Annotated in this window: 23 protein-coding genes; 16 read left to right on the top strand and 7 right to left on the bottom strand. The window is 58.6% G+C overall.

What is annotated here, in order from left to right; all coding sequences use genetic code 11:
• Nucleotides 1–3: 3 nt before the first annotated feature.
• Complete coding sequence (gene dxs, locus H3L92_RS12480) at nt 4–1905, bottom strand: 1-deoxy-D-xylulose-5-phosphate synthase (protein ID WP_085365872.1); 1902 nt, start codon at nt 1903–1905, stop codon at nt 4–6.
• 210 nt (nt 1906–2115) lie between these two features.
• On the opposite strand from dxs, the gene H3L92_RS12475 reads away from it, so the two are divergent.
• Nucleotides 2116–2634: an ACP-like domain-containing protein gene (locus H3L92_RS12475; protein ID WP_085365871.1), complete on the top strand. Its 519-nt coding sequence runs from the start codon at nt 2116–2118 to the stop codon at nt 2632–2634.
• A 202-nt stretch (nt 2635–2836) separates the two neighbouring features.
• Here H3L92_RS12475 and rpmE read toward each other — a convergent pair whose 3' ends face one another.
• A complete protein-coding gene (gene rpmE / locus H3L92_RS12470; RefSeq protein WP_085365870.1) occupies nt 2837–3052 on the bottom strand; it encodes a 50S ribosomal protein L31 in 216 nt (71 codons plus the stop codon).
• 176 nt (nt 3053–3228) lie between these two features.
• Here rpmE and prmA point away from each other — a divergent pair, with 176 nt between their 5' ends.
• Together prmA and H3L92_RS12460 are read left to right on the top strand one after the other, a co-directional pair.
• The gene (prmA, locus tag H3L92_RS12465) at nt 3229–4116 is read left to right on the top strand and encodes a 50S ribosomal protein L11 methyltransferase (protein ID WP_085365869.1); all 888 of its coding nucleotides are present in this window, start codon (nt 3229–3231) and stop codon (nt 4114–4116) included.
• A gap of 228 nt (nt 4117–4344) precedes the next feature.
• Nucleotides 4345–5757, top strand: coding sequence for a tetratricopeptide repeat protein (locus H3L92_RS12460; protein ID WP_085365875.1), 1413 nt, complete (start codon nt 4345–4347; stop codon nt 5755–5757).
• A gap of 473 nt (nt 5758–6230) precedes the next feature.
• Here the strand turns inward: H3L92_RS12460 and nfsA are convergent, their stop codons facing one another.
• The gene (gene nfsA / locus H3L92_RS12455; protein ID WP_085365868.1) at nt 6231–6962 is read right to left on the bottom strand and encodes an oxygen-insensitive NADPH nitroreductase; all 732 of its coding nucleotides are present in this window, start codon (nt 6960–6962) and stop codon (nt 6231–6233) included.
• Nucleotides 6963–7006: 44 nt separating this feature from the next.
• Nucleotides 7007–7612 (bottom strand): NAD(P)H:quinone oxidoreductase, encoded by a 606-nt coding sequence (gene wrbA, locus H3L92_RS12450; protein ID WP_085365867.1) that lies wholly within the window; start codon nt 7610–7612, stop codon nt 7007–7009.
• Between the two features lie 331 nt (nt 7613–7943).
• Between wrbA and H3L92_RS12445 the strand changes: the two genes are divergently transcribed.
• From H3L92_RS12445 to H3L92_RS13480, 3 genes are all read left to right on the top strand, one after another.
• Nucleotides 7944–9170: a YihY family inner membrane protein gene (locus H3L92_RS12445; protein ID WP_085365866.1), complete on the top strand. Its 1227-nt coding sequence runs from the start codon at nt 7944–7946 to the stop codon at nt 9168–9170.
• A gap of 283 nt (nt 9171–9453) precedes the next feature.
• Nucleotides 9454–11316, top strand: coding sequence for a ribonuclease catalytic domain-containing protein (locus H3L92_RS12440; protein ID WP_085365865.1), 1863 nt, complete (start codon nt 9454–9456; stop codon nt 11314–11316).
• A gap of 223 nt (nt 11317–11539) precedes the next feature.
• Nucleotides 11540–11671 carry a hypothetical protein gene (locus H3L92_RS13480; RefSeq protein ID WP_259345786.1) on the top strand — a complete coding sequence of 44 codons (132 nt, stop codon included), beginning with the start codon at nt 11540–11542 and terminating at the stop codon, nt 11669–11671.
• 134 nt (nt 11672–11805) lie between these two features.
• Here H3L92_RS13480 and bioB read toward each other — a convergent pair whose 3' ends face one another.
• Nucleotides 11806–12813, bottom strand: coding sequence for a biotin synthase BioB (bioB, locus tag H3L92_RS12435; protein ID WP_085365864.1), 1008 nt, complete (start codon nt 12811–12813; stop codon nt 11806–11808).
• Nucleotides 12814–13107: 294 nt separating this feature from the next.
• Between bioB and H3L92_RS12430 the strand changes: the two genes are divergently transcribed.
• The 5 genes from H3L92_RS12430 (at nt 13108) to H3L92_RS12410 (ending at nt 15979) form a co-directional block, all read left to right on the top strand.
• Nucleotides 13108–13740, top strand: coding sequence for a TetR/AcrR family transcriptional regulator (locus H3L92_RS12430; protein WP_085365863.1), 633 nt, complete (start codon nt 13108–13110; stop codon nt 13738–13740).
• Nucleotides 13737–14711, top strand: coding sequence for an HlyD family secretion protein (locus H3L92_RS12425; protein ID WP_085365862.1), 975 nt, complete (start codon nt 13737–13739; stop codon nt 14709–14711). Before H3L92_RS12430 ends, H3L92_RS12425 begins: the two co-directional genes overlap by 4 nt.
• 22 nt (nt 14712–14733) lie before the next feature.
• Nucleotides 14734–14970: a hypothetical protein gene (locus H3L92_RS12420; RefSeq protein WP_085365861.1), complete on the top strand. Its 237-nt coding sequence runs from the start codon at nt 14734–14736 to the stop codon at nt 14968–14970.
• 14 nt (nt 14971–14984) lie between these two features.
• Nucleotides 14985–15335, top strand: coding sequence for a DUF4298 domain-containing protein (locus H3L92_RS12415; protein ID WP_085365860.1), 351 nt, complete (start codon nt 14985–14987; stop codon nt 15333–15335).
• Between the two features lie 68 nt (nt 15336–15403).
• Nucleotides 15404–15979 (top strand): NAD(P)H-dependent oxidoreductase, encoded by a 576-nt coding sequence (locus H3L92_RS12410; RefSeq protein ID WP_085365859.1) that lies wholly within the window; start codon nt 15404–15406, stop codon nt 15977–15979.
• Nucleotides 15980–16003: 24 nt separating this feature from the next.
• On the opposite strand, the gene H3L92_RS12405 is transcribed toward H3L92_RS12410, so the two are convergent.
• Entirely contained in the window at nt 16004–16258 is a 255-nt protein-coding gene (locus H3L92_RS12405; RefSeq protein ID WP_085365858.1) for a hypothetical protein, read from the bottom strand.
• 148 nt (nt 16259–16406) lie between these two features.
• Here H3L92_RS12405 and H3L92_RS12400 point away from each other — a divergent pair, with 148 nt between their 5' ends.
• The 5 genes from H3L92_RS12400 to H3L92_RS12380 all read left to right on the top strand — a co-directional run bounded on the left by H3L92_RS12400 (nt 16407) and on the right by H3L92_RS12380 (nt 23335).
• Nucleotides 16407–16913 (top strand): GNAT family N-acetyltransferase, encoded by a 507-nt coding sequence (locus H3L92_RS12400; protein WP_085365874.1) that lies wholly within the window; start codon nt 16407–16409, stop codon nt 16911–16913.
• Nucleotides 16914–16996: 83 nt separating this feature from the next.
• Nucleotides 16997–17443, top strand: a complete 447-nt coding sequence (locus tag H3L92_RS12395; RefSeq protein WP_085365857.1) for a methyltransferase family protein — start codon at nt 16997–16999, stop codon at nt 17441–17443.
• 101 nt (nt 17444–17544) lie between these two features.
• A complete protein-coding gene (locus H3L92_RS12390; RefSeq protein WP_085365856.1) occupies nt 17545–20556 on the top strand; it encodes an ATP-binding cassette domain-containing protein in 3012 nt (1003 codons plus the stop codon).
• A 92-nt stretch (nt 20557–20648) separates the two neighbouring features.
• Nucleotides 20649–21776: an ABC transporter permease gene (locus H3L92_RS12385; RefSeq protein WP_085365855.1), complete on the top strand. Its 1128-nt coding sequence runs from the start codon at nt 20649–20651 to the stop codon at nt 21774–21776.
• Nucleotides 21777–21883: 107 nt separating this feature from the next.
• Nucleotides 21884–23335, top strand: a complete 1452-nt coding sequence (locus H3L92_RS12380; protein WP_115336256.1) for an efflux transporter outer membrane subunit — start codon at nt 21884–21886, stop codon at nt 23333–23335.
• Between the two features lie 110 nt (nt 23336–23445).
• Here H3L92_RS12380 and leuS read toward each other — a convergent pair whose 3' ends face one another.
• Nucleotides 23446–26076, bottom strand: coding sequence for a leucine--tRNA ligase (leuS, locus tag H3L92_RS12375; RefSeq protein ID WP_115336255.1), 2631 nt, complete (start codon nt 26074–26076; stop codon nt 23446–23448).
• Nucleotides 26077–26122: the final 46 nt, after the last annotated feature.

The following is a 26122-nucleotide window of genomic DNA, read 5'->3' as shown; positions in this document are numbered from 1 at the left end:
AAATTATTCCGCCGGCCCGAAACGGTTGCGGATGCGTTCGGCCAACGCCGCCGCGCTCAGGCCCAAATCGTCGAGCAGCCGTTGCGGGTCGCCGTGTTCGGTAACGGTGTCGGTCACGCCCAACAGCAGCACGGGTTTGCAGATATTGTGTTTGGCCAGCACTTCCAGCACCGCGCTGCCCGCGCCGCCCTGTTCGGCGTTTTCTTCGGCGGTTACCAGATAATCGTGGGTTTGCGCCAGCCGCACAATCAGCTCTTCGTCTATCGGTTTCACAAAACGCATATCGGCCACGGTGGCGTTCAGCGTTTCGGCGGCGGCCAAGGCGGGCTGTACCATGCTGCCGAAAGCGAAAACGGCGGTGCGGCTGCCTTCGCGTTTCACCACGCCTTTGCCCACGGGCACGGTTTCGAGGCCGTCTGAAACGGCGGTGCCGCAGCCCGAGCCGCGCGGATAGCGCACGGCCGAGGGCGCGTCTAACCGGTAGCAGGTGGAAAGCAGCAGGCGGCATTCGTTTTCGTCGCTGGGGGCGGCCACCACCATATTGGGAATGCAGCGCAGAAAGCTCAAATCATACAGGCCGGCATGGGTGGGGCCGTCGGCACCGACGATGCCGGCACGGTCGACAGCAAACAAAACGGGCAGGTTTTGCAGGGCAACGTCGTGGATAAGCTGGTCGTAGGCGCGTTGCAGAAAGGTGGAATAAATCGCCACCACGGGCTTGGCGCCTTCGCAGGCCAGGCCGCCGGCAAAGGTTACGGCGTGCTGCTCGGCGATGCCCACGTCGAAATAGCGGTCGGGGAATTTCTGTTCGTATTCCACCAGCCCGCTGCCTTCGCGCATGGCGGGGGTGATGGCGATCAGGCGCGGGTCGGCGGCGGCCTGATCGCACAGCCAGCGGCCGAAAATCTGCGTGTAGGTGGGTTTGGCTGCGGGTTTGGGCGGGAATTTTTCGGTTTCTTTGCCGCCTTCCTGCGACAAAGTGGAAACGGCGTGGTATTTCACGGGGTCGTTTTCGGCCAGTTTGTAGCCTTGGCCTTTTTTGGTGATCACGTGCAGGATTTGCGGGCCTTTTTTGCCGCGCAGCTCTTTCAAAACGTGAACCAGCTGTTCGACGTCGTGGCCGTCAACGGGGCCGGTGTAGTGGAAGCCGAAGTTTTCAAACAGCGATAACGACTGCTTGGCGTGTTCGGCTTCGCCTGCGATGGCTTTGATTTTGTGTTCGACCTTTTGGGCGATTTCGAGCGCGCCGGGCAGCTTGTCGAGCACTTTGGTCGATTGCGCTTTGATGGTGGAGAGCAGGCCGTGCATATCGCGCACCACGTTGCGCGCCAGATATTTGGGCAGCGCGCCGACATTGGGCGAAATCGACATTTCGTTGTCGTTCAGAATCACCAAGAGATCGATATCCATATCGCCGGCGCAGTTGAGGGCTTCGAAGGCTTGGCCGGCGGTCATCGCGCCATCACCGATTACCGCCACGCTGCGGCTGGTTTTGCCCGCCAGTTTGTCGGCCACCGCCATGCCCAGCGCCGCACCGATAGACGTGGAAGAGTGCCCCACGCCGAAAGCGTCGTATGCCGATTCGCCGCGTTTGGGAAAGCCTGCCAGCCCGCCGTATTTGCGCATGGTATCCATGCGGTTTTTGCGGCCGGTGAGGATTTTGTGCGGATAACTCTGGTGGCCCACGTCCCACACCAGATGGTCTTCGGGCGTGTGGTACACATAGTGCAGCGCCACGGTCAGCTCCACCGCGCCGAGGTTACTGGCGAAATGGCCGCCGGTTTTGCCTACCGATTCCAACAGAAAAGCGCGCAGTTCGGCGGCCAGTTGCGGCAACTGCTTGGTGTCGAGCCGGCGTAAATCCTGCGGCAGGTCGATGGTGTCGAGTAATGGGGTTTGGCTCATGGCGTGGCCTTTGTTTATTTATCTGAAACGGCGTGTAATGGGCGATTATAGCAAGAGATTGTGGAAACCGCCGCGCAGATTTGGCCGGCCGTGCCATCTTTTCAGACGGCCTTATCCTGCCCGGCATGAAAAATAATTGCGCCGGCCGGGGTGAAAATTCCGACGGTTTCTTTTACACTAGCGGCTGTTGGTATTTTTTGGAACATTACCATGAAATTTCGCACATTATCTTTAACGGTTGCGGCATTGCTGGCATTGTCTGCCTGTAAGCCCGAAGAAGCCGCGCAGGCTCCCGGGGCTTCGGCGGCGAGTGCCGCGCCCTCGCCAGCGTCTGCAACGGCGGAAACACCGGCGGCCGAAACGGCATCGGCGCCTGCCGATATTCCTTTGGGCGGCAATTTGGGCACGGCCAAAGATGCGGCTTGGCAGTCTTACCAATGCGACGAGGGCAAAACGCTGGATGCGCGTTATTACCGCGAAACCGACGAACCCATCGCCGAAGTGCGCTTCGACGGCCAAACGCTGACGCTGCCTTATAACGGTGAATACAGCAACGAAGATTTGACCGCATTCGGCAACGGAACCTACACTTGGACCATCGGCAATCAGTATCAAAGCGATTTTTATAAAGAAGACAACGGCTTTTTGGTGCGCCACGAACAGCAGAAAGTGGACGGCGAAACGTTGCCGGTGGATGAGATTGTGATGAAAAACTGCCTGCCCGCGTAGTTCGAGAAACAAGCGGCGAATGCAAGCGTAAGGCCGTCTGAAAGTTTTCAGACGGCCTAAATAAATTTTGCAAAGGTCTCAGCTTGCGAAGCGGATTTTAACCAAAAATACCGCCGCAACGCTCCGGTCACACGCCCAAGCGGTGCACAAACGAAAAAAAGACTGCCGTTTGCAGTCTTTTTTATTCCAAAACATCCGCCAATCAGCGTTTGAACATATTGCCGAATTTTTGGTTGAATTTGTCCACGCGGCCGGTGGTGTCGACGATTTTTTGCTGGCCGGTGTAGAACGGATGGCATTGCGAGCAAACCTCGATGTTGAAGCTCTCTTTGGCCATGGTTGATTTGGTAACGAATTTGTTGCCGCAAGAGCAAGTTACGTTAACTTCGTGGTAATCGGGGTGGATACCTTGTTTCATTTCATTTCCTTTCGGTGAGCGGGCATAGGGGTTGTGCCTATGCTTCAAAGACAAGCTGCGCAGTATTGCCGTTTGCTGCCGTTTTGTCAAGCCTATATTGCGGCTTGCGGTTTAATTTGCAACAGTTTTTTGCTAAAATCGCGCCACGCCGACACACGCAAAGAAAGCAACCCCACATGGCCTACCAACAAATCACCATTGCCGTTAACGACCACACCGCCGAGCGCCTTGCCGATGCGTTAATGGCGCACGGCGCACTTTCCGCCGCCATCGAAGACGCCTACGCAGGCACCGCCAACGAGCAGGCCATTTTCGGCGAGCCGGGTATGCCCGCCGAACAAATCTGGCAGCAAAGCAAAGTAATCGCCCTGTTCGACGAACACACCGATGCCGCGCCGGTTGTGGCCGCCGCAGCCGACGACTGCAACATCGCCGTACCCGACTACGACACCGAATACCTGCCCGAGCAGGATTGGGTGCGGCTCACGCAGGCGCAGTTCGAGCCGATTCAGATTTCGGAACGTTTGTGGATTACCCCCTCGTGGCACGAAGCGCCCGGCGGCCGTGCCGTCAACCTGCAACTCGACCCCGGCCTTGCGTTCGGCACCGGCAGCCACCCCACCACCCGCTTGTGCCTGCAATGGCTCGACCGCCATCTGCAAGGCGGCGAAGCCGTGTTGGATTACGGCTGCGGCTCCGGCATTCTCGCCATCGCTGCCCTGAAATTGGGGGCGGGCAGCGCCGCCGGCGTGGATATCGACGAACAGGCCATCCGCGCCAGCAACGATAACGCCGCCCAAAACGATGCCCCCGCCCGTTTTTATCTGCCAGACGCCCTGCCGGAAGGGCAGTTTGACGTGGTGGTGGCCAACATTCTCGCCAACCCCCTGCGCCTGCTCGGCGGCCTCTTGGCCGAACGCACCAAACAAGGCGGCCATATCGTGCTTTCGGGCATTCTCGATGAGCAGATTGAAGAAATGAGCGGCATTTACAGCGAATGGTTTGATTTGTCGCCCGCACAAACCGACGAAGGCTGGGCATGCTTGAGCGGTGTGAAGCGCTGATTGTGGTGTTTGAAGCAAAAGGCCGTCTGAACGTTCAGACGGCCTTTTATCCTGCCGCCCGTCTGCGGGCCTGAACAATAGGTTACTATAACGCGTTGCGCGGGCAGCGGAATCTTGCAAAAGGCCTGCCTGCCGCCATTCTGTATGCTGCGCGGCGCGTTCCGGTGCGCCAAACTGCTGCCGCTTTTGCGATACAATGTTCCCGTCCCCAATCTGCTACGCACGAAAATGACCCAAGCCACTCCCGAATCACTGTTCCAGCAAGGGCACGAGCTGCTGCTGAAAAACCCGAACGACTGCGCCGCCGCTGTGCCCCTGCTGTTTGAGGCCGCCCAAGCCGGGCATATCGAGGCCGCGTTCCAACTGGCCGGCTGCCTGCTCAACGGTGCGGGTGCGCGCCCCAATTACAGCGCTGCCCGCCATTGGCTGGCGGTGGCGGCGGAGGGCGGCCACCCCTATGCCCGTTATAACCTGCTGCAACTGCGCGCCGCCGACGGCGAACGTTTCGAGCAGCAGATAGGCGCCTACACCGAGCTGGCCGAAAGCGGCGTGTTGCACGCCCAGCTGCGGCTGCTCGAATATTGTGCCGACCAAAAAGACCCGCAGGCCGTGCATTGGGCCGAACTGGCGGCGGCACAAGGCAGCGGCGACGCGCAGTTTTATCTCGCCAAATATTACCAGCAGGCACCCGAGCCGGATTTGGCACGGGCGCACGAACTGTTTACGCAGGCGGCCGCGCAAGGCGTTACCGCCGCCCACTGGCTGCTCGGCAACCAATACCGCTACGGCCAGCATGTTGAAAAAAACCTGCAAAAAGCCATTGAACATTTCACCCCCGCCGCCGAGCAGGGTTTCGGGCCCGCGCAGGCCGCGTTGGGCGAGGCGCTCTTTGAGCAGAACAACGGCGAATCCATAGGCTGGCTCGAAAAAGCCGCCGCGCAAGGCGATTCCGATGCCCAGGCAACGCTGGCCGAGGCTTATCTGACCGGCAGGTTTGTGGAGCGCGACCACCAACAGGCCCGCAAACACGCTTCGGCGGCCGCCCGCCGCAACCACCCCAAAGCCCTGCGCCTGCTCGGCGATATTTTCCGCTACGGTTTGGGTGTCGAAGCCGACACCGACACCGCCCGCCGCCAATACCAGCGCGCTGCGGAATTGGGCGATATGGCGGCACACAAAAAACTGCTTGCCGATACCGCGCTCACCCATAAAGAAGATTATGAAGAAGCCAAGCAGGCGGCGCTGATGTTTCAAAAAGCCGATCAGGATTACCAGGCCGCTTTCGCCTGCCATTACGGCTTGGGACGCGATCAGGATTATTTTCTGGCACGCAAACTCTATCTTCAGGCCGCCGAGCTGCACCACCGCAAGGCGCAAACCAACCTCGGCATGATGTATTACAACGGGCAGGGCGTGGAGGCAGACCCCGATCAGGCGGCTTATTGGTTTGAGCAGGCCGCCAATCAGGGCGATCCGATGGCGCAATACAATCTGGCTTGTTTGTATTACCACGGCTTGGGTGCGCCGCAAAGCACCGCCACCGCCTGCACCTGGCTGCAAAACGCCATCGACAGCGGCCACGAGCACGCCGACCAGCTGCGGCAGCTGCTGCAACAGTGGCAGCGGGAAATACCGCGATAGGGCAGTATGGAAAAGGTGATTAAGCGAGCCGTTTAATGATGCGCTGCAAACACTATGGAGGCCGTCTGAAAGTTTTCAGACGGCCTCATGGTTTATCATTTGCTAAATAATATAGTTGAACCACTTGTTTAGTAACCGTTCCGTCATACCCGGGCTTGACCTTTGCAAAAAGACCCTTAAGGCCGTCTGAAATGCTTAAATTCCGTCATTCCCGCGTAGGCGGGAATCCAGCATTAAAATCATCAGGTGTTTTATTTCAATAACCTACGAGAAATACGGCTGGATTCCCGCCTACGCGGGAATGACGATAATCGGATGTTTCAGACGGCCTAAACGAATTTTGTAAAGGTCCCGGGCTTGACCCGAGTATCCCAAACTTTTCTGAAACTTGAGATACTCGGGTCAAGCCCGAGTATGATGTGTATATTTTTTATTAAGTTAATTGACTATAACGGTTGGTGCGGTGCGCCGGATCAGCGTTTCGCCAAGCCTTTGCGCTGCAAAAACGGCAGGATGTCGGGGCGCACTTCGTGGCAGAGCGTGTTGCGCACCTGTTTGGTAAAGTTCAAATCCAGATTGCTGCGGCGCTGGTAGTAGTCGGCCACGGTGGCGTCGTATCCGGCATAGAGCGCGTCGTCGAGCGGGGCGTAGCCGTTTTCGGACACCACGCAGGCGGCGGGCAGGCGCGGGCGCATAATCGGGTCTTGGGCGGGGTGGCCCAAGCACATGCCGAACAGCGGCACTACGTTTTCGGGCAGATTCAGAATGCGGTCGGTGGCGTTGATGTCGTCGCGCAGGCTGCCGATATACACGCCGCCCAAGCCCAGCGATTCGGCGGTGAGCAGCACGTTTTGCGCGGCGATGCCCGCGTCGATTGCGCCCATCAGCGTCATTTCCGTCCAGTCGGTTTGCGCGTCGGGGGCGATTTTTTTGTGTTTGGCCAAGTCGATGCAGAATACTAAAAACTCGGCGCAGGTTTCGATGTAGTGTTGGTTGGCGCCCACGGTGCGCAGCTGTTTGCGTTTTTCGGCATCGGTAACGCGCACGATGTGCACCAGTTGCATAAAGCTTGATGTGGAGGCGGCCTGCCCGGCGGCGAGCACGGCTTGAAGCATTTCGGGGGCAATCGGCTCGCCGGTGAATTTACGGATGGAGCGGTGGCTTAAGGCGGTTTCCAGCGCGGGTTTGCTCGGTAATACGGTCATGCGGGTTTCTCCTGTTGTGTGCGTATAAGGTAAAAAAAATTTTTTCAGACGGCCAGTTTCACTGCCAGCTCGGCCAGGCGTTTGCCTTGGGCGAATGCGATTTGCTGCTCTTCGCTGCTCAATTCGGGGCTGCCTTGCGCTCCGGCCACATGCGATGCGCCGTAGGGCGTGCCGCCGCTGCGGGTTTGGTTGAGGGCGGCTTCGCTAAACGGCACGCCGCTGATAATCATGCCGTGGTGCAGCAGGGGCAGCATCATGGTGAGCAGGGTGGATTCCTGCCCGCCGTGCTGGCTGGCTGTGCTGGTGAACACGGTGGCGGGCTTGCCGATGAGTTCGCCGCCCAGCCATTGCGGGATGGTGCCGTCGATAAAGTATTTCATGGCGGCGGCCATGTTGCCGAAGCGGGTGGGGCTGCCCAGGGCGAGGGCGGCGCAGGTTTTGAGGTCTTCGGCGCTGCAATAGGGCGCGCCTTCGGCGGGAATGCCGGCTTCGACCGCTTCGCACACGGCAGACACTTTCGGCACGGTGCGCAGCACGGCTTCGCAGCCGGCCACGCTTTCGATGCCGCGCGCAATCTGGCGGGCGAGGTTTTGCGTGCCGCCTTGTTGGGAATAGTATAAAACAAGTATTTTCAAAGGGTTTTGGCTCATTGCGGCTTTCCGTTACAATTGGGTAGGTTTCAGACGGCCTGAGACCTTTGCAAAATTCAACACCACCTGAAAAATCTGATTTCCGTCATTAGCTTCGCAAGTCAGCTGCGCTCCCCCGCGCAGGCGGGAATCCGGGTGCTTGGCATTCAAGTATTTGTTTAATCAATACTTCAATATTTCCATCTGGATTCCCGCCTGCGCGGGAATGACGGGATTTAAACATTTCAGACGGCCTTAAGGTATTTTTGCAAAGGTCTCGGCTTGTAACACTGCCAACAGGGTTGGGCCGTCTGAAAACTTTAAACCGGTAAAAAGAAGAAAGTGGAAGAATATGCCTGATTTATCTTGGTGGCAAGCCGTGCGCGCTTCGCGTTTGGGCGGGTTTGCGTGGTTTGTGTACCGCCGTTTTATGGAAATCCGCGTGCCGCAGGTGTCGGCCAGCCTCACGTTTACCACGCTTTTGGCGCTGGTGCCGGTTTTGACGGTAACGTTGGTGGTGGTGTCGGCGTTTCCGGTGTTCGACGAGCTTTCCGCTTCTTTCGTTCAGTTTGTCAACCAAACCATCGTGCCGCAAGGTGCGGACACTTTGTTTGAATATATCGATGCGTTTAAAGAGAAAGCCAGCGGGCTGACGGCCATCGGCATCATTATGCTGGGCGTTACTTCGCTGATGCTGATCCAAACCATCGACCAAACGTTCAACCGCATCTGGCGCGTGGGCACGCAGCGGCCGCTGATGATGCAGTTTCTGGTGTATTGGGCGCTGCTCACGTTCGGCCCGCTGGCGTTGGGCGTGGGTTTGTCGCTGTGGTCGTCGCTGCTCAAATACAGCCCGTTCGGCGAAAACTACCCGCTGCTGGCGGCGGCGGTGCGCATCAGCGCGTCGATATTGTTCAGCACGCTGCTGCTGTGGCTGCTCTACCGGCTGGTGCCCAACCGCTTCGTGCCCGCCCGCCATGCGCTGCTCGGGGCGGCGGTAACGGCGGTGCTGCTCGAAGCCGCGCGTTACGGTTTTGCGTGGTATATCGGCACGTTTAAGGGCTACACGCTGATTTACGGCGCGTTTGCGGCGGTGCCGTTTTTTCTGCTGTGGCTCAATTTGCTGTGGATGCTGGTGCTCTCCGGCGCGGTGTTCACCGCTTCGCTTTCCTACTGGCAGGGCGAAGCGTTCCGGCGCGGTTTCGATGCGCGCGGGCGGTTTGACGATGTGTTGAAAATCCTGCTGCTGCTCCACGAAGCCCAGCAAACCGGCGGCGCGCTCAGGGTGCAGGATTTCCGCCCGCATATCAATATGGGCTACGACGAATTGGGCGAACTGCTCGAAAAACTCGCCCGCCACGGTTATGTTTATTTGGGCAAACAGGGCTGGGTGCTGAAAACCAATGCCGAAGCCATCGGGCTGAACGATCTGTTCAGGCTGTTTGTTTACCGCCCGGTCGGCCAAAGCCGCGACGATGTCGATGCGGCCGTGGCCGAGATTATGTCGCCGTGTTTGAGCGCGCTCAACATCACGTTGGCGCAGTTCGATATCCACACGCGGCGGGAGAAGGAAAACTGAGCCGTTAACAACCATGCCGGACGCTTTGCAAAATCCGCGCAGGCCGTCTGAAATACCCAACTGCCGTCATACTCGGGCTTGACCCGAGTATCTTGGGTTTCAGCAAATTTGGGAGATACTCGGGTCAAGCCCGAGTATGACGGAACGGGTACTAGGCAAGTAGTTTGACCGCAGGCCGTCTGAAAGGCGGCGGGCTGCCGCCGAAGCGGCGCAAACCTTTCAGACGGCCTTTGCGAATCCTGTTAAAATCACGCGCTTTTCCGACTGCGCTTTTAGCTTTTATATGAACATTTTTTACGAAGAATCCGGCCAATTCAAAGTGGCCGCCGTGGTGCAGAAAAACGACGCCACCTATCAGGCCGATACCCAGCACGGCAAACGCACCAAAGTGAAAGCGGCCAACGTGTTTGTCGAATTCGACACCCCGATGGACGCATTCCTCGCCCAAGCCCAGGCCGAAGCCGCCGAAATCGACACCGACCTGTTGTGGGAAGTGTGCGGCGAAGAAGAATTCAGCGCCGAAGCCATCGCCGAAGAATACTTCGGCCACGCGCCCGCCAAAACCGAGCTGGCGGCCACGCTGATTGCGCTTTATGCCGCACCGATGTATTTCTATAAAAAAGCCAAAGGCATCTTCAAAGCCGCCCCCGAAGAAACACTCAAACAGGCGCTGGCGGCGGTGGAGCGTAAAAAACAGCAGGACGCGCAAATCGAAGCCTGGTCGGAAGCACTCAAGCAGGGCGAGATGCCGTCTGAAATCGCCGCCGACCTGAAAACCATCCTGCACGCGCCCGACAAACAGGCGCCCACCTACAAAGCCTTCACCAAAGCCGCCGACGCGCTCAAACTCGCCCCGCTGGAGCTGGCCATGCAAACCGGCGGCGTCGCCTCGATTCCGCAATACCTGCGCGACGGTTTCGAAGTCAAACACTTTCCCAAAGGCACGGCCTTTGCCAATATGCCCGTGCCCGCGCTGCCAGCACTGCCGCAGGCCGCTGTGCAGGCGTTTTCCATCGACGACGAAGACACCACCGAAGTGGACGACGCCTTAAGCGTTACCGATTTGGGCAACGGCACCAAACGCGTGGGCATCCACATCGCCGCACCCGCGCTGGCCGTTGCCTCGGGCAGCGCCATCGAAAAAACCATTATGGAGCGCCTGAGCACGGTGTATTTTCCCGGCGGCAAAATCACCATGCTGCCCGACAACTGGATTGCCGCCTTCAGCCTCGATGCCGGCGGCCACCGCCCCGCCGTGAGCATTTATTTCGACGTTGACGCCGATTTCAACATCAGCGCGCCCGTGCACAAAATCGAAGCCGTTTATATCGCCGAAAACCTGCGCATCCAAGCCATCGAGCCGCACTTCAACGCCGAAACCGGCCTCGATGCCGAAGGGCAGGCCATGTTCAACCACCATCAGGATTTAATCTGGCTGCACCGCTTCGCCATAGCCCGCCAAAAAGCGCGCGGCAAATACGAGCCGGACCGCGCCCCGCAATACGATTACGGCATCGGGTTGAACGAAGACGGCAGCGTGGCCGTTTCCCGCCGCGAGCGCGGCTCGCCCATCGACACGCTGGTGAGCGAAATGATGATACTCGCCAACAGCACATGGGCGCAGATGCTCGATGAAAACAGCCTGCCCGGCCTTTTCCGCGTGCAGCCCGGCAACAGCAAAGTGCGCATGAGCACCCAATCCGAACCGCACAGCGGCATGGGCGTGCAGCACTACGGCTGGTTCACCTCGCCGCTGCGCCGCGCCGCCGACTATATCAACCAAAAGCAGCTGCTCAGCCTGATAAACAGTGAAGCCGAGCCGCTGTTTCACAGCAACGACACCGCCCTGTTCGCCGCCCTGCGCGATTTCGACGCGGCCTACACCGCCTATGCCGATTTCCAGCGCAAAATGGAGGGCTACTGGAGCTTGGTGTATATCCGCCAGCAGGGGTTGAAAGAGCTGAAGGCCACGCTGCTGAAAGAAGATTTGGTGCGCATCGACGGCCTGCCGCTGGCCGTGCGCGCCACAGGCATTCCGTTTGACGCGCTGCCCAAATCGCAACTGCTGCTTTCGGTGGCCGAAGTGGATGCCGACAAGCAGTTTATCGCTTTGAATTATTTGAAGATGCTGCCGCCTGCGGCGTAGGCGTTGCGGGGGGGTAAGCGTGAAGAGAGGCCGTCTGAAAATGTTTTCAGACGGCCTTTTTATTGTTTGTTTTCAAATCAAAAACACAAAATACAACAGTGAAGCATGTCAGTGTATTTAAGCATTTGCGGGATGTTTTAATTCGCCTACCGCATTTGAAGTTTTTTAGATACTGAAATTTCAAATGTCTTTTGAAACCACCCTTTGAAAGGAGATATTTTTTATGAATATTCAACCGACTGATCGAATAATAATGGCGATTCTGAACTTATCGGGTAAACGGTTTTGGGTCATCGCGATTATCGGTTTGCTGGCTGCGGCAGGGTATCTGATTAATGCAGTCAAATGGTGGTAGGTAAGAGGCCGTCTGAAAATGTTCAGACGGCCTTTTTGCAAAATCCATATCAGCCTCTCAAGCAGCGTTTGCGTTCTACCCGAACCAAGTCCGGGTAGAACGGAACAGGTTTTTGGAACCGTGTCTAACGGAAATCACTCCCGCGCCTGATATTGCAGCGGGTGCAAATCCAGCTTTTCCATCAGCAGGCGGTCGCCGTCGGTTTCGGGGTTGCCGGTGGTTAAGAGTTTGTCGCCGTAGAAAATCGAATTGGCGCCGGCGAGAAAGCACATCGCCTGCATGGCTTCGGGCATGGCGGTGCGGCCTGCCGAAAGGCGCACATAGCTTTGCGGCATGGTGATGCGCGCCACGGCGATGGTGCGCACGAATTCCGTCCAATCCAAATCTTCGGCGTCGGCCAGCGGCGTGCCTTCCACTTTTACCAACTGGTTGATGGGCACGCTCTCGGGCTGCGGGTCGAGGTTGGCGAGGCTGGCTATCAGGCCGGCGCGCTGGGGGCGGGTTTCGTTCATGCCGACGATGCCGCCGCAACACACTTTCAAACCCGCACCGCGCACTTTGCCCAGCGTGTCCATGCGGTCTTCGTGTTGGCGGGTGTGGATGATGTCGTTGTAGCGTTCGGGGTCGGTGTCGAGGTTGTGGTTGTAGTAGTCCAGCCCGGCGTTTTTCAAATCTTCGGCCATGCCTTCTTCGAGCATGCCGAAGGTGCCGCAGGTTTCCAGCCCCAAACCTTTCACGGCTTTGATGATTTCGGAAACGGTTTCCACGTCTTTCGGTTTCGGCCCGCGCCAGGCCGCGCCCATGCAGAAGCGGCTGGCGCCGCGCGCTTTGGCGGTGCGGGCGATTTTGAGGATTTCTTCCACGTCCATCATTTTCGATTTTTCGAGGCCGGTGTTGTGGTGCGCCGACTGCGGGCAGTATTCGCAGTCTTCGGGGCAGCCGCCGGTTTTGATGGAAAGCAGGGTGGAAAGCTGGATTTCGCGGGGGTTGAAGTGGGCGCGGTGGACTTCGGCGGCTTTGTAAACGAGGTCGAGAAACGGCATTTCAAACAGTTCTTCAACCTGGCATTTTCGCCAATATTGGGCGGTTTGGTGCGGTTTGCGCTCGCTTTGGCGGCGCAGGGCAACGGGGGCGACGGTCATGATAGAGGGCCTTCTGTTTCGGTTTCGCAGCGGCGCAATGACGCTGACGTGCTCAAGCTGCAAGCGCAATGTTTGCAGCGGCTTCTGTTGTGTGCAGGCCGTCTGAAAAAACCGGCGGGTTTGCTGCGGTTTGCTTGGCAAAGGTTTGCGTTTTTTTCAGACGGCCTGAACGGTTGGCGAAGTTTAACGGGATTATGCCGCTGCTTCAACCGTTTGCTGCGGCTGCCTGCCGCTTGCCTTGCACTGGTTTTGAAACTATACTGGACAAATGTCCAATAACCAAATCATGCGCTTATGACCACGCAGGCTCGCACGCAGTTTTTAGAGGCCGGTATGCGCCTTTACCCGCAGCACGGCTACCGCGTGTCGGTGCGGCTGCTGGCGGCTGAAGCGGGTTTAAGCCCGGGCATGTTCCACCATTTGTTCGACAGCAAAGATGCGTTTGTGGGCGAATTGCTGCGGCAGAAATACGGCGAGGGTTTCGAGCGGCTGATACTGCATATTCCCGCCGGTGCGCCCGTGCGCGAAAAACTGCGTGCGGCGCTGGCGTTCGTGGCGTTTTTCACGCGCGACAACCTGCCGTGGGTACACCGTATTTTTGCCGACAGCAGCAGCGGTGCGGAGTGCGTGAGCGCCTTTATCAAAAACCACGGCTCGCGCCATGTGGCCGTGCTGACGGGGCTGCTGGCGGAAGGGATAGAAAACGGCGAACTGCCGCCCGCCGCTTTGTCGCAGTATTTCGGCTTTATCATGGGCGGCGTTATCGAACCGATGATTGTGGCGTCGCATTTGCAGTCGGCAGGGCTGGCGCCGCCGCTGATTGCCGCCGAATTCCCTTATTTAATCAGCAACGAGGCCGTTATCCAACGCATAGATTGGGCGCTTTGCGCCTTGTTCGGCAACCAACACCCGCAGGAAAAACCATGAAAAAACTGCTTCCCGCCGTTTTGCTTCTCGCCGCGCTGGCCGCCGGCGGTTGGTATATGTATCAGCAGCGGCACCAAAGCGGCCTGCCCGCAGGCTTCGCCCAATCCAACGGGCGTTTGGAACTCAACCGCTTGGATGTAGCCAGCCTTTACCCCGGGCGGGTGCAGAAAATGCGGGTGGACGAAGGCAACGAAGTGAAAGAAGGCGACGTGTTGGCCGAATTGTCGTCGGAAACCAGCACCAGCCGCGTGGAAGCGGCCAAAGCGCAGAAACAGCGCGCCGAAGAAAGCACCGCCCGCGCCGATGCCGAAATCAAAGCCTACGAGCAGCGGCTGAAAGTGGCGCAACTCGATTTGGATAACGCGCTGCAAATGCGGCGCGACGATTTGGTGTCCGACAGCGAAGTGAGCAAACGGCGCGCCGAACGCGACAGCGCCGCCGCATCGGTGCAGGCCGCCAAAGCCGCACGCGCCGAATCGCGGGCGGCAGTGAACGCCGCGCAGGCGCAAATCGGCGAAGCGTCGTCGGCCAACAACGATATGCTGATCCGCAGCCCGAAAGCGGGCAGGGTGGAATACAGAATCGCCGAAGAGGGCAGCGTGATCGCTTCGGGCAGCAAAGTGGTGAGTTTGCTCGATCCGGCCGATGTGTCGATGAATATCTTTCTGCCCAACGGCCAGATGAGCCGTCTGAAAGTGGGCGGCGAGGCGCGGATTGTGCTCGACGGCATTGCCGCCGTGTTTCCCGCCAAAATTGCATTTATCGCCGCCGATGCCCAGTTCACGCCGAAAAACGTGGAAACCGCCGACGAGCGCGCCAAACTGATGTTTAAAGTGAAACTGAAAATGCCCGAAGCAACCGCCCTGCAATATAAAGGGTTATTAAAAGGCGGCATGACGGGCAACGGCTATGTGCGCTTGGACGACAAAGCGCAATGGCCGTCTGAACTGGCAGTAAAGCTGCCGCAGTAAACCCTTTGCAAAGGAAGATATCATGAACAAAACCAAACTGATCGCCGCCCTGCTGGCCGCCGCCCTGATTCTGCCCGCCGCGCACAGCCAGGCGGCGCAGGCAAACAAACGCTCGGTTATCGAACGCATCAACGACAAATTCGAAAAAAGCCGCCGCGTGCGCGAAAGCAAAAAACGCCAGCGCGAGCTGGAAAAACGCCAGAAACAACAGGCCGAAAAAGAGCGCGCGGAAAAGCCCGCCAGCGCGCCCAAACCCTGATGCGGAGCAATAATATGAACACCCTGCCCGATGCCGCCGCCGCACAGGCGCGCATTAACGAAATCCAGCAGCTTTACCGCGAATGGACCGAGCTTTTGCCCAAACTCGAAGCCGCCCGGCAAGACTGGCGGCGCGGCGAAGCCATTATGCGGCAATTGGAAAAATTTTATTTCGACGGCGAATACGCCCGCTACCACCAAGCCATCGAAAACGGGCTAAACATTGATTTGCATACGGCCGGCGAATACAGCGTGATGGGCGAAGACACCTTGTGGAACGCCGGTGCCGAGCAACAGGCCCTGGCCTGGCAATGGCTGCGCGCAGCCGTGGCGGTGTTGGACAGGGGCGGCGAAGAGGCCGTCTGAAAAATACAGTTAATGCGGGGAGAAATTTTTGCTTTAAACAGTCACCTAAAGATGAAAGGAGCAGCAAAATGGCTTTAACAACCATTATTTATGCCCATCCCTACAATCAGAGTTTCAATCATGCAGTTTTGCAGGAAACACTCAGTCTGCTGGAAGCCAAAGGCGAACCCTGCCGCTTAATTGATTTGTATGCCGACGGCTTTAACCCCGTTTACACCACAGAAGAGTTGGCTTTGTTTAACAGCGGGCAGGCAACGGATCCGTTGGTGCTCTCCTACCAGCAGATTTTGCAGGAAACACAGAGGCTGATATTGATTTTTCCCGTTTGGTGGGCGGATGTGCCGGCAGTAGTTAAAGGCTTTTTTGATAAAGTGTTCCTCAAAACGCTGGCCTATACCGAAACCAAAACCGGATTGCGCGGCAAACTGACCAACATTCACGAAGCCCTGTTGCTGACAACTTCCACCGCGCCGACTTTCTATCTGAAATATTTCTGCGGCAATGTGATGGAAAAAGCCATTATCAGGCACACACTCAAAGGTGTGGGTGTAGGCAGGGGGAAATGGGTGAATTTCGGCAAAATTAACACTTCCTCCGCTGAGCAGCGGCAAAGATTTTTAAGCGGCTTAGCCAAGCATATTTAATAATGAATGCAGCCGATGCAGCGTTTACCCGCTGCCGTCTTCCCCGTCGTCTTCAAACGGCGGTTTGCCCTGTTCGCGGCGGGTGAGATAGGTGGCCAGCAGCGGGAAAAACGCCGCCAGCATACACGAACCGCCGATTACCAAGAGCGCGATGGCGCCGATGGGTTGGTCGAGCAGATCGTGCACCCAGCCGCCGAAGCCGAACAGCACCATCAGGCCGGGAATCAGCGCGGTCAAACCGCAGATCAAAACAATGATCGAACCGATATGCAAGCGCATGACACACTCCTTTCTTGCTTGGGCAAAGCAAAGGGAAGCAGAAACAGCAGGCATTTTTGAATACTCTAACACATTGTTTTTAAAAATCCTATAAAACTAATCCGCGGCCTGAGGCCGTCTGAAAACAACCCCCGTTTTGGAAACCACCATGCAACCGCACACCATCCGCCCCGCCGTGCAGGCCGACCTGCCCGCCATCGTTGCCATTTACAACAGCACCATCGCCGGCCGCCAAGCCACCGCCGATTTGCAGCCCGTCAGCACACAGAGCCGCCAAGCCTGGTTCGACGCCCACGGCGGCAACCGCCCGCTGTATGTAGTGGAGAGCACCGCCGGGCAGGTGCTGGCCTGGAGCAGCTTCAGCGACTACCATCCGCGCCACGCCTACCGCATCAGCGCCGAAATCAGCATTTATGTACACCAAGACGCACGCGGCAGCGGCTTGGGGCGGCGGCTCGCCGAATACATGTGCGCGCAGGCACCCGCCTTGGGTATCCGCAACATCATCGCCGTGATTTTCGCCCACAATACCCCCAGCATCCGCCTGTTTTCCTCGCTGGGTTTTAGCGAATGGGGGCGGTTGCCGCAGGTGTGCGATATGGAAACCTTTGTTGCCGATGTGGTGATTTTGGGTAAACGATCGGTGGAAGAGTAGGCGTCGCTTGGGTGGGCACGCCAAAAGATTTGTTGGGAGAAGATTTAACTGCAAATTTATTTGACAAAAAAAGGCATTGAAAAATGGAATTAAAAATCCCGCCCGTATTGGTGCTGATAGTCGCTGCTTTGCTGATGTGGCTGTCTGCAAAATTGCTGCCCGATACCCTTCTGCCTCGGCTGCCGTTGTTGGCATTGCTGCTGTTTTCGGCTGGAGCCGGTGTGATTGCGGCCGGTATTGCGGCTTTCAAGCGCGTCGGCACCACTGTTAATCCGCTGGAGCCCAAGCAGAGTAGCGGTATTGTTTCAGACGGCATTTACCGTTTCAGCCGCAACCCGATGTATTTGGGGATGGTGTTGATGCTGGCCGGCTGGGCATTGTGGCTGGGGCAGGCTGCCGCTTGGCTGGGTGTGGCCGGATTCGCCGCCTATATACACCGTTTTCAAATCCTGCCTGAAGAGCGGATATTGTCGGCAAAATTCGGGGCGGCATACCAAACATATTGCCGTAATACACGGCGCTGGTTGTAACCGTTGGTTTAGATTGCAAACCCAACAACCAACAGTTACCGCTTAAAAATGGTTGGGTCAAAACCCAATTTCCCACTAAAAAGGCCGTCTGAAAAAAAACCATGCAAAATAACTTCCACCCCGCCGTTTCCCTGCAAGCCGTCAGCCACCGCTACGGCAAAACCCTTGCGCTCGACGATGTGTCGCTTACTATTCCGTGCGGCGTTACCGTGGGTTTGATCGGGCCGGACGGTGTGGGCAAATCGACGCTGCTGTCGCTGGTTGCCGGCGTGCGGGTGATTCAGGCGGGCGAAGTGCGGGTGTTGGGCGGCGATATGGCCGACAAACAAACGCGGCAGGCATTATCGCACCGCATCGCCTATATGCCGCAGGGCTTGGGCAAAAACCTGTATCCCACCTTAAGCGTGTATGAAAACATTGATTTTCACGCGCGGCTGTTCGGGCTGGGGGCGGCCCAGCGCAAGGCGCGGATTGCGCGGCTCTTGGAAGCCACCGGCCTGGCACCGTTTCCCGACCGCGCGGCGAGCAAGCTCTCGGGCGGCATGAAGCAGAAGCTCAGTTTGTGCTGCGCGCTGGTGCATTCGCCCGATCTGCTGATTCTCGACGAGCCGACCACCGGTGTCGACCCGCTGTCGCGCCGCCAGTTCTGGGCGCTGGTCAACGCGCTGCGCGCCGAGCAGGCGGGCATGACGGTGCTGGTGGCCACCGCCTATATTGACGAGGCCGAGCAGTTCGAGCACCTGCTGGCGATGGACGACGGCAGGCTGCTCGCCAACCGCCCCACCCGCGAAGTGCTGGCCGCCTACGGCGCCGCCACGCTGGAAGAAGCCTATATCAAAATGCTGCCGCCCGAGAAGCAGCAGGGTTCGGGCGGACTGGAGATGACACCGTTTGTGCCCGACCCCGCCTCGCCGCCAGCGATGGAAGCGCACGGGCTGACCAAACGCTTCGGCAGTTTTACCGCAGTGGATCATGTGAGCTTCAAGATCGAAAAAGGCGAGATTTTCGGCTTTTTGGGCAGCAACGGCTGCGGCAAATCCACCACCATGAAAATGCTTACCGGCTTGCTGCCCGCCAGCGAAGGCGACGCCGAGCTGTTGGGCGCGCCCGTCGATGCGGGCGGTATGGCGGTGCGGATGCGCGTGGGTTATATGTCGCAGGCGTTTTCGCTGTATGAAGAGCTGAGCGTGCGGCAAAACCTCGAGCTGCACGCCAAGCTCTACCAAATGGGCGCAGCGGGCGCGCAGGCGGTGGCCGATGCGCTGAAAGCGTTCGATTTGGAAAACGTGGCCGATACCAAGCCCGCTTCGCTGCCCTTGGGTATCCGCCAGCGCCTGCAACTGGCCGCCGCCTGCCTGCATCACCCCGAAGTGCTGATTCTTGACGAGCCGACTTCCGGCGTCGACCCCGCCGCCCGCGATATGTTTTGGCGCACGCTCTTGAAGCTGTCGCGGCAGGACAAAATCACCATTTTCGTGTCCACCCACTTTATGAACGAAGCCGAACGCTGCGACCGCATTTCCTTTATGCACAAAGGCCGCGTGCTGGCCGTGGGCACGCCCGCCGAGCTGGTGGCGCAATACCGCGCACCGAATCTGGAAGAAGCATTTGTGCAGTATTTGGTGGAAGACGAAGCGCGGGAAGCAGCGGAACTTTCAGACGGCCTGTCTGAAAACAACAGGCCGTCTGAAAACCCAGCCTCATCAACTGCACAACAACAGCGCTTATCCCCGCACAAGCAGGAACCCGTGGCGGGCACAACGGCAACACCTGCCGCCGGCCTGACTCCCTCCCCCGTGGGGGAGGGTCGGGGAGAGGGCAAAACGGCGGAAACTGCGGCCAATGCTGTCGCAGCTCAAAGCGGCTCTCCCCCCAACCCTCTCCCGCAGGAGAGGGAACAGGCAGCCGGTGTTTCAGACGGCCTGTCTGAAAACAACAGGCCGTCTGAAAGCCCAAACAATCAAAAAACACCACACCAAACCGATACGCTGGCCTATTGGTTCGCCACGGTGTGGACCTTCGCCGCCCGCGAAGCCAAAGAGCTGCTGCGCGACAAAATCCGCCTGTTTTTTGCGGTGATGGGGCCGGTGATTATGCTCGCTTCGGTGGGCTGGAGCATTTCCTACGATGTGGACGACCTCACCTTTGCCCTGCTCGACCGCGACCAAAGCGTCGAAAGCCGCCGTTTGGCCGAATATTTCCGCGGTTCGGCCTATTTTGCCGAAGTGCCGCCGGTGCACTCGCAGGCAGAGGCCGAGCGGGCGCTGCAAAGCGAACGGGCGGTGTTGGTGGTGGATATTCCGCCCGCGTTCGGGCGCGATGTGGCGCTGGGCAGGCAGCCGGAAGTGGCGCTGTATGTGGACGGCACCGCGCCGTTCAACGGCAACACCGTTTCGGGCTATGCCGGCGCCCTGCTCGAAAGCTACAACCGCGACGTGTTGAAACGGCGCGGCATCGAGCCGCCCACGCCCGCCGCCCTCGAACCGCGCTTTATGTATAACCCCGAATTCAAGAGCTTGAACGGCATGGTGCCGAATATTCTGGTGATGGTGCTGATGATGATCCCCGCCATCATGACCGCGCTGTCGGTGGTGCGCGAGCGCGAAATCGGCTCGATTGCCAATCTGTATGCCTCGCCCGCTTCGGTGCTGCAATATCTGGCGGGCAAGCAATTGCCGTATCTGGTGTCCGGCGCGGTTAATTTCGTGATGCTGACGGCGATGGTGGTGTTTTGGTTCGGTGTGCCGCTCAAGGGTTCGTTTGTAGCGCTGCTGCTCGGCTCGCTGCTGCTGGTGGGCGCATCAACGGGTTTGGGGCTGCTGGTGTCGTCGTTTACCCGTTCGCAAACCGCCGCCTTTTTCATTGCCGCGCTGGGCACCATGATTCCCACCGTCAATTTTTCCGGCATCATCCACCCGCTTTCCAGCTTAAGCGGCGGCGCTTATGCGATGGGAATGGGCTTTCCCGCCTCATGGTTCCAGCGCATCAGCATGGGCGGCTTCAGCAAAGGGCTGGGCTTGACCGATTTTGCCCTGGAATACGCCGTGCTGGCCGCGTTTGCCTTGGGCTATCTGCTGCTGGCTTCGGTGTTGTTGAAAAAGCAGGAAAAATAAACGGCAGGCAGCCCGGATATTGGCATCCATGCGGCCTGTTGAAATGTCATAACCAAGGCTAAAGGCCGTCTGAAACCCCGCAAAGGCCCATTATGCGAAGCATCAAAAACATTTTTGCCTTAAGCCTGAAAGAGCTGCGCAGCCTGTTCGGCGACACCGTTTTGGTGGCGCTGATTGTGTTTGCGTTTACCTTTCTGGTGCACTCGGCCGCCACCGGCGTGAGCAACGATGTGAAAAACGCCGCCGTCGGCGTGATCGATGCCGACCGCTCGCCGCTTTCCCGCCAAATCACCGCCGCGCTGCTGCCGCCGCATTTCCAAACGCCGGTAGCGGTGAGCCGCGAAGAGGTGGATGCGTTGATGGATAAGGGGCAGCTGGTGTTTGTGATCGAGTTTCCGCCGAACTTCCAGCGCGATGTCGAGCAGGGGCGCGAACCGAAGGTGCAGCTGCTCACCGATGCCACCACCATCGCGCAGGCCGGTTTGGGGCAGGCCTATATCGGGCAGATTTTTCAAAACGAGCTGGTCGAATTTCTCGGCCAGAAAGATTTGATTGATCAGCTGATGCCGGTGAAACCGGTGATCAAAATGCAGTTCAACCCCAACGGCAGCGACGTGTGGCCGCTGGCGATTATGGAGGTGGATAATATGATCACCATGATTACGCTGGTGTTGGTGGGCGCGGCGGTAATTCGCGAGCGCGAGCGCGGCACCATCGAACATTTGCTGGTGATGCCGGTGGGGGCCTCGGAAATCGTGCTGTCGAAAATCCTGGCCAACGGGCTGGTGATCTGCACGGTGGCGCTGCTGTCGATGCGCTGGCTGGTCGGCGGCCTGCTCGAAGTGCCGCTGGCCGGTTCGCTGTGGCTGTTTGCGCTGGGCGCGGCGGTGTTTATGTTTTCCATCGCCTCGCTGGCGGTGATGTTGGCCACCCTCGCCCCCACCATGCCGCAATACAGCCTGCTGATGATGCCGGTGTATATCATCGCGCTGATGTTTTCCGGCTCTTCTTCGCCGCGCAACAATATGCCCGAAGCCGCGCAATGGATCAGCGAATACTGGCCGACCACGCAGTTTGTGTCGCTCGCGCAAAACGTGCTGCTGCGCGGCGCGGGCATTGATTTGGTGTGGCCGCAGCTGGCAGCGATGTCGGCCGCCGGCGCACTGTTTTTGGGCTATGCGCTGTTCCGCTTCAGAAAGATGCTGGAGCAGCAGGGATAGGCCGTCTGAAAGCCAAGCCTGCCATGCGCTTGATTGACCGTGTTTGATGTTACTGACTAACGGGTTGGTAACACAGTTGCTAACCCAACCGCAGCAAAGGATAAACCATGACCCTGCGCCAACCGACAACCGCCGTTCTGCTTTCCTTGCTTTTGGCCGCCTGCGCCGGCACCGATGTGCCGCTCAACAGCCAAATTGCCGTGCCGCAATCCTTCGACCAGGCGCAGGCGGCGAAAGGCAGTACCGACATCGCGCAATGGTGGCGGCAATGGAACGACCCCGTATTGAGCAGCCTGATCGAACAGGGCTTGTGGCAAAGCCACGATATCCGCATCGCCGAGAGCCGCCTGAACGAAGCGCGCACCGTCAGCCGGGCGGCCGAGGCCGATAAAGGCCCCGCCGTCGGCCTGAACGCCGATGCCGCCCGCTTGGATACCCGCGTGAGCAACCCCTTGAGCAGCGAAACCCGCGCAGTAATCGGCCAGATTCCGCAGGCCGCCGCCTTAAACAGCGAGCGCTACCGCCTCAAAGGCAACTCGCTCTCCGGTGGCTTTACCGCTTCGTGGGAACCCGATGTTTTCGGCCAAAAACGCAGCGACGCCGATGCCGCCCGTTATGCCGCATTGGGTGTGCAAGAGCAGGTTTACGGCGCGCAGATGCTGGTTGCGGCTGACATTGCCGATAACTATTTCAAGGCCCGCGCCGCGCAAGCGCGCCAGCAAACCGCCGGGCGCACCACCGCCACCCTGCAACGCATGGTACGCTATGTGGAAGGCCGTTTCAAAGCCGGCCAGCTTACCGCCTATGAAGTGAATCAGGCGCGCAGCCAGTTGAGTGCCGCCCAAGCCCGTGAAAGCACACTCTCAGCCGAATACGCCGCCTATGTGCGCAGCATCGCCGTGTTAACCGGCCAAGCCCCGCAGGGCTTCAGCCTGCCCGCTGGCCGCACAGACATTCTCGCCGCCCAGCCCGCCGCACCCGCCGGCCAAACCCCGCAAGGGCTGCTGGAGCGCCGACCCGACCTGCGCGCCCGCGCCGCCGAAGTGAACGCCTACGCCGCCAAACTTGCTTCGGCCAAAGCCGATCTGCTGCCGCGTTTTTCCATTGAATTTTTGGGGCAGGGCAGCATCAGCATCGACAGCGCGTCCGATTTGAAAGGCTGGGGCAGCCTGCTTCGCGCCGGCATACAGGTGCCGCTGTTTACCAACGGCCGCATCAAAGCCAATATCGCCGCCGCCGATGCCCGCCTTCAGACGGCCTTGCTGCAATACGACCAAACGCTGTTGAAAGCGCTGGGCGATGTGGACACCGCCTACCAAACCCACGCCGCGCTCACCCGCCAAAACCAACTGCTGGCCACCGCGCAGCGGCAGGCTGCCAAGCAGGCGGCGGATACGGAAAAATTGTTCAAATACGGCCACAAAACCTTAGACGAAGCTTTGAGGGCGCAGCTGAACGAGCAGGAAATGCAGGACAACCTCACCCAATCCCGCCTCGCCCGCGCGCAAACACTGATCGAGCTGTACAAAGCCTTGGGCGGCGGCTGGACGGCTGATTAGACGGGTTGGAAGCTTTGCGGAATCGTTCAGGCCGAGACCTAAAAATACCTAAAGGCCGTCTGAAAACAAATCTTTCAGACGGTCTTTGCCATGTTGGAAAAGCGCCAACGTCAAACCACGATATTCACCAAACGGCCGGGCACGACGATGATTTTTTTCGCTGCTTTGCCTTCCATAAACTTCACCGCACCTTCGGTGGCCAGCGCGGCGGCCTCGATGTCGCCCTTCGGCGCATCGGCGGCAACGGTGATTTTGCCGCGCAGCTTGCCGTTCACCTGCACCATGATTTCGATTTCCGATTTGACCAGCGCGGCTTCGTCGGTTTGCGGCCAGCCTGCGTCCCACAGGTTTTCAGACGGCCTCAGCTCGCTCCACAGGGCTTCGCAGATGTGCGGCACAATCGGCCACAGCAGGCGCACGGCGGCTTCGAGCACTTCCTGAGCCACGGCGCGGCCTTGTCCGCCGGTGGTGTCGGTTTTATCGAATTGGTTGAGCAGCTCCATCACGGCGGCGATGGCGGTGTTGAACTGCTGGCGGCGGTCGTAGTCGTCGCCCACTTTGGCGATGGTGCTGTGCAGCTTGTGGCGCAGGTCTTTCAGCTCTTTGCCCAACGCGTCTTGGTTGCCGCCAAACGCTGCCACGGCTTCACCGCTGTTTTTAAACTCATACACGGTGCGCCACAGGCGGCGCAGGAAGCGGTGCGCGCCTTCCACGCCGGCATCGCTCCATTCCAGCGATTGCTCGGGCGGGCTGGCAAACATCATAAACAGGCGGGCGGTGTCGGCGCCGTAGGCATCGATGATTTGCTGCGGATCGACGCCGTTGTTTTTCGATTTCGACATTTTTTCCACGCCGCCGATGGTAACGGGCAGACCGTCGGCGCGCAAAACAGCGGCCACGGGGCGGCCTTTTTCATCGGTTTGCACGTCCACTTCGGCGGGGTTGAACCATTGCTTTTTGCCGCCTTCCGGCTCGCGGTAATAGGTGGCCTGCAACACCATGCCCTGCGTGAGCAGGCTTTGGAACGGCTCTTTCACGCCCACAATGCCTTCTTCGTGCATCAGTTTGGTGAAGAAACGGGCATACAAAAGGTGCAGAATGGCGTGTTCGATGCCGCCGATGTATTGGTCGGCCTGCTGCCAGTAGGCCTGCGCTTCGGGCGCCACCATGCCGTCTGAAAACTTGGGCGACATATAGCGGAACTGATACCAGCTCGATTCCATAAAGGTATCCATGGTGTCGGTTTCGCGCTTGGCGGGTTTGCCGCAGCAGGGGCAGACGGTTTGGTAAAACTCGGGCATTTTCGCCAGCGGCGAGCCGGAACCGTCGGGCACGACGTTTTCGGGCAGCACCACGGGCAAGTCCTGTTCGTGCACAGGCACGTCGCCGCAGCTTTCGCAGTGGATAATCGGAATCGGGCAGCCCCAGTAGCGTTGGCGCGATACGCCCCAGTCGCGCAGGCGGTATTGGGTTTTCGGCTCGCCCGCGTTCAGGCTTTGCAGTTTGGCGCCGATTTTGTCGAAGGCCGTCTGAAAGTCCAGCCCGTCGAATTCGCCGCTGTTGATTAAACGGGTGTTTTCTTTGCTGCCATACCATTCCTGCCATTCGCGCGGATCGAAGCTTTGGCCGTCTTGCTCGATAACCTGTTTAACCGGCAGGCCGTATTTGTCGGCGAACTCGAAATCGCGCTCGTCGTGCGCGGGCACGGCCATCACCGCGCCGTCGCCGTAGCCCCACAGCACATAGTTGGCCACCCACACTTCCAAACGCCTGCCGTTGAGCGGGTTCACCACATAACGGCCGGTGGGCAAACCTTTTTTCTCCATTGTCGCCATATCGGCTTCGGCCACGCTGCCGGCCTTGCATTCGGCGATAAAGGCCTGCAATTCGGGGTTGCCGGCAGCGGCGGCGGTGGCCAGCGGGTGCTCGGCGGCCACGGCCACATAAGTGGCGCCCATCAGCGTGTCGGGGCGGGTGGTGTAAACCTGCAAAAATTCGGCATAACCGCCGCTCAAACCGGCTTTGCTGTCTTCGGCCACGGCAAAGCGCACCTGTATACCGCGCGATTTGCCGATCCAGTTGCGCTGCATGGTTTTCACCTGCTCCGGCCAGTCCAAACCTTCCAGATCGTTCAACAGCTGTTCGGCGTAATCGGTGATTTTGAAGTAATACATCGGGATTTCGCGCTTTTCCACCAACGCGCCGGAGCGCCAGCCGCGCCCGTCGATTACCTGCTCGTTGGCCAATACGGTTTGGTCGACCGGATCCCAGTTAACCGTGCCGTTTTTGCGGTAAATCACGCCTTTCTGGAACAGCTTGGTGAAAAACAATTGCTCCCAGCGATAGTATTCGGGAGTGCAGGTGGCGAATTCGCGCTCCCAGTCGATGGCGAAACCGAGGCTTTTGAGCTGGTTGCGCATATAGGCGATGTTTTCATACGTCCATTTGGCGGGGGCGACTTTGCGGTCGATGGCGGCGTTTTCGGCAGGCATGCCGAAGGCGTCCCAGCCCATGGGCTGCAACACGTTGAAACCGTTCAACAGTTTGAAGCGGCTGCGCACGTCGCCGATGGTGTAGTTGCGCACATGCCCCATATGCAGCTTGCCGCTGGGATAGGGGAACATGGAGAGGCAGTAGTATTTGGGTTTGGAAGTGTCTTCGGCCACGTTGAAAATACGGGCTTCGGCCCACTTGGTTTGCGCCGCCGGCTCGACGGCAGACGGTTGGTAGTGTTCTTGCATGATAATGGCTTTGATGTTGCGTTTGAAGAGAATATAGTGAATCCAC

Source organism: Neisseria dentiae, from assembly GCF_014055005.1.
In the GTDB taxonomy this organism is placed as follows: Bacteria; Pseudomonadota; Gammaproteobacteria; order Burkholderiales; family Neisseriaceae; genus Neisseria; species Neisseria dentiae.
This window is presented reverse-complemented; position numbering and strand designations above follow the sequence as displayed.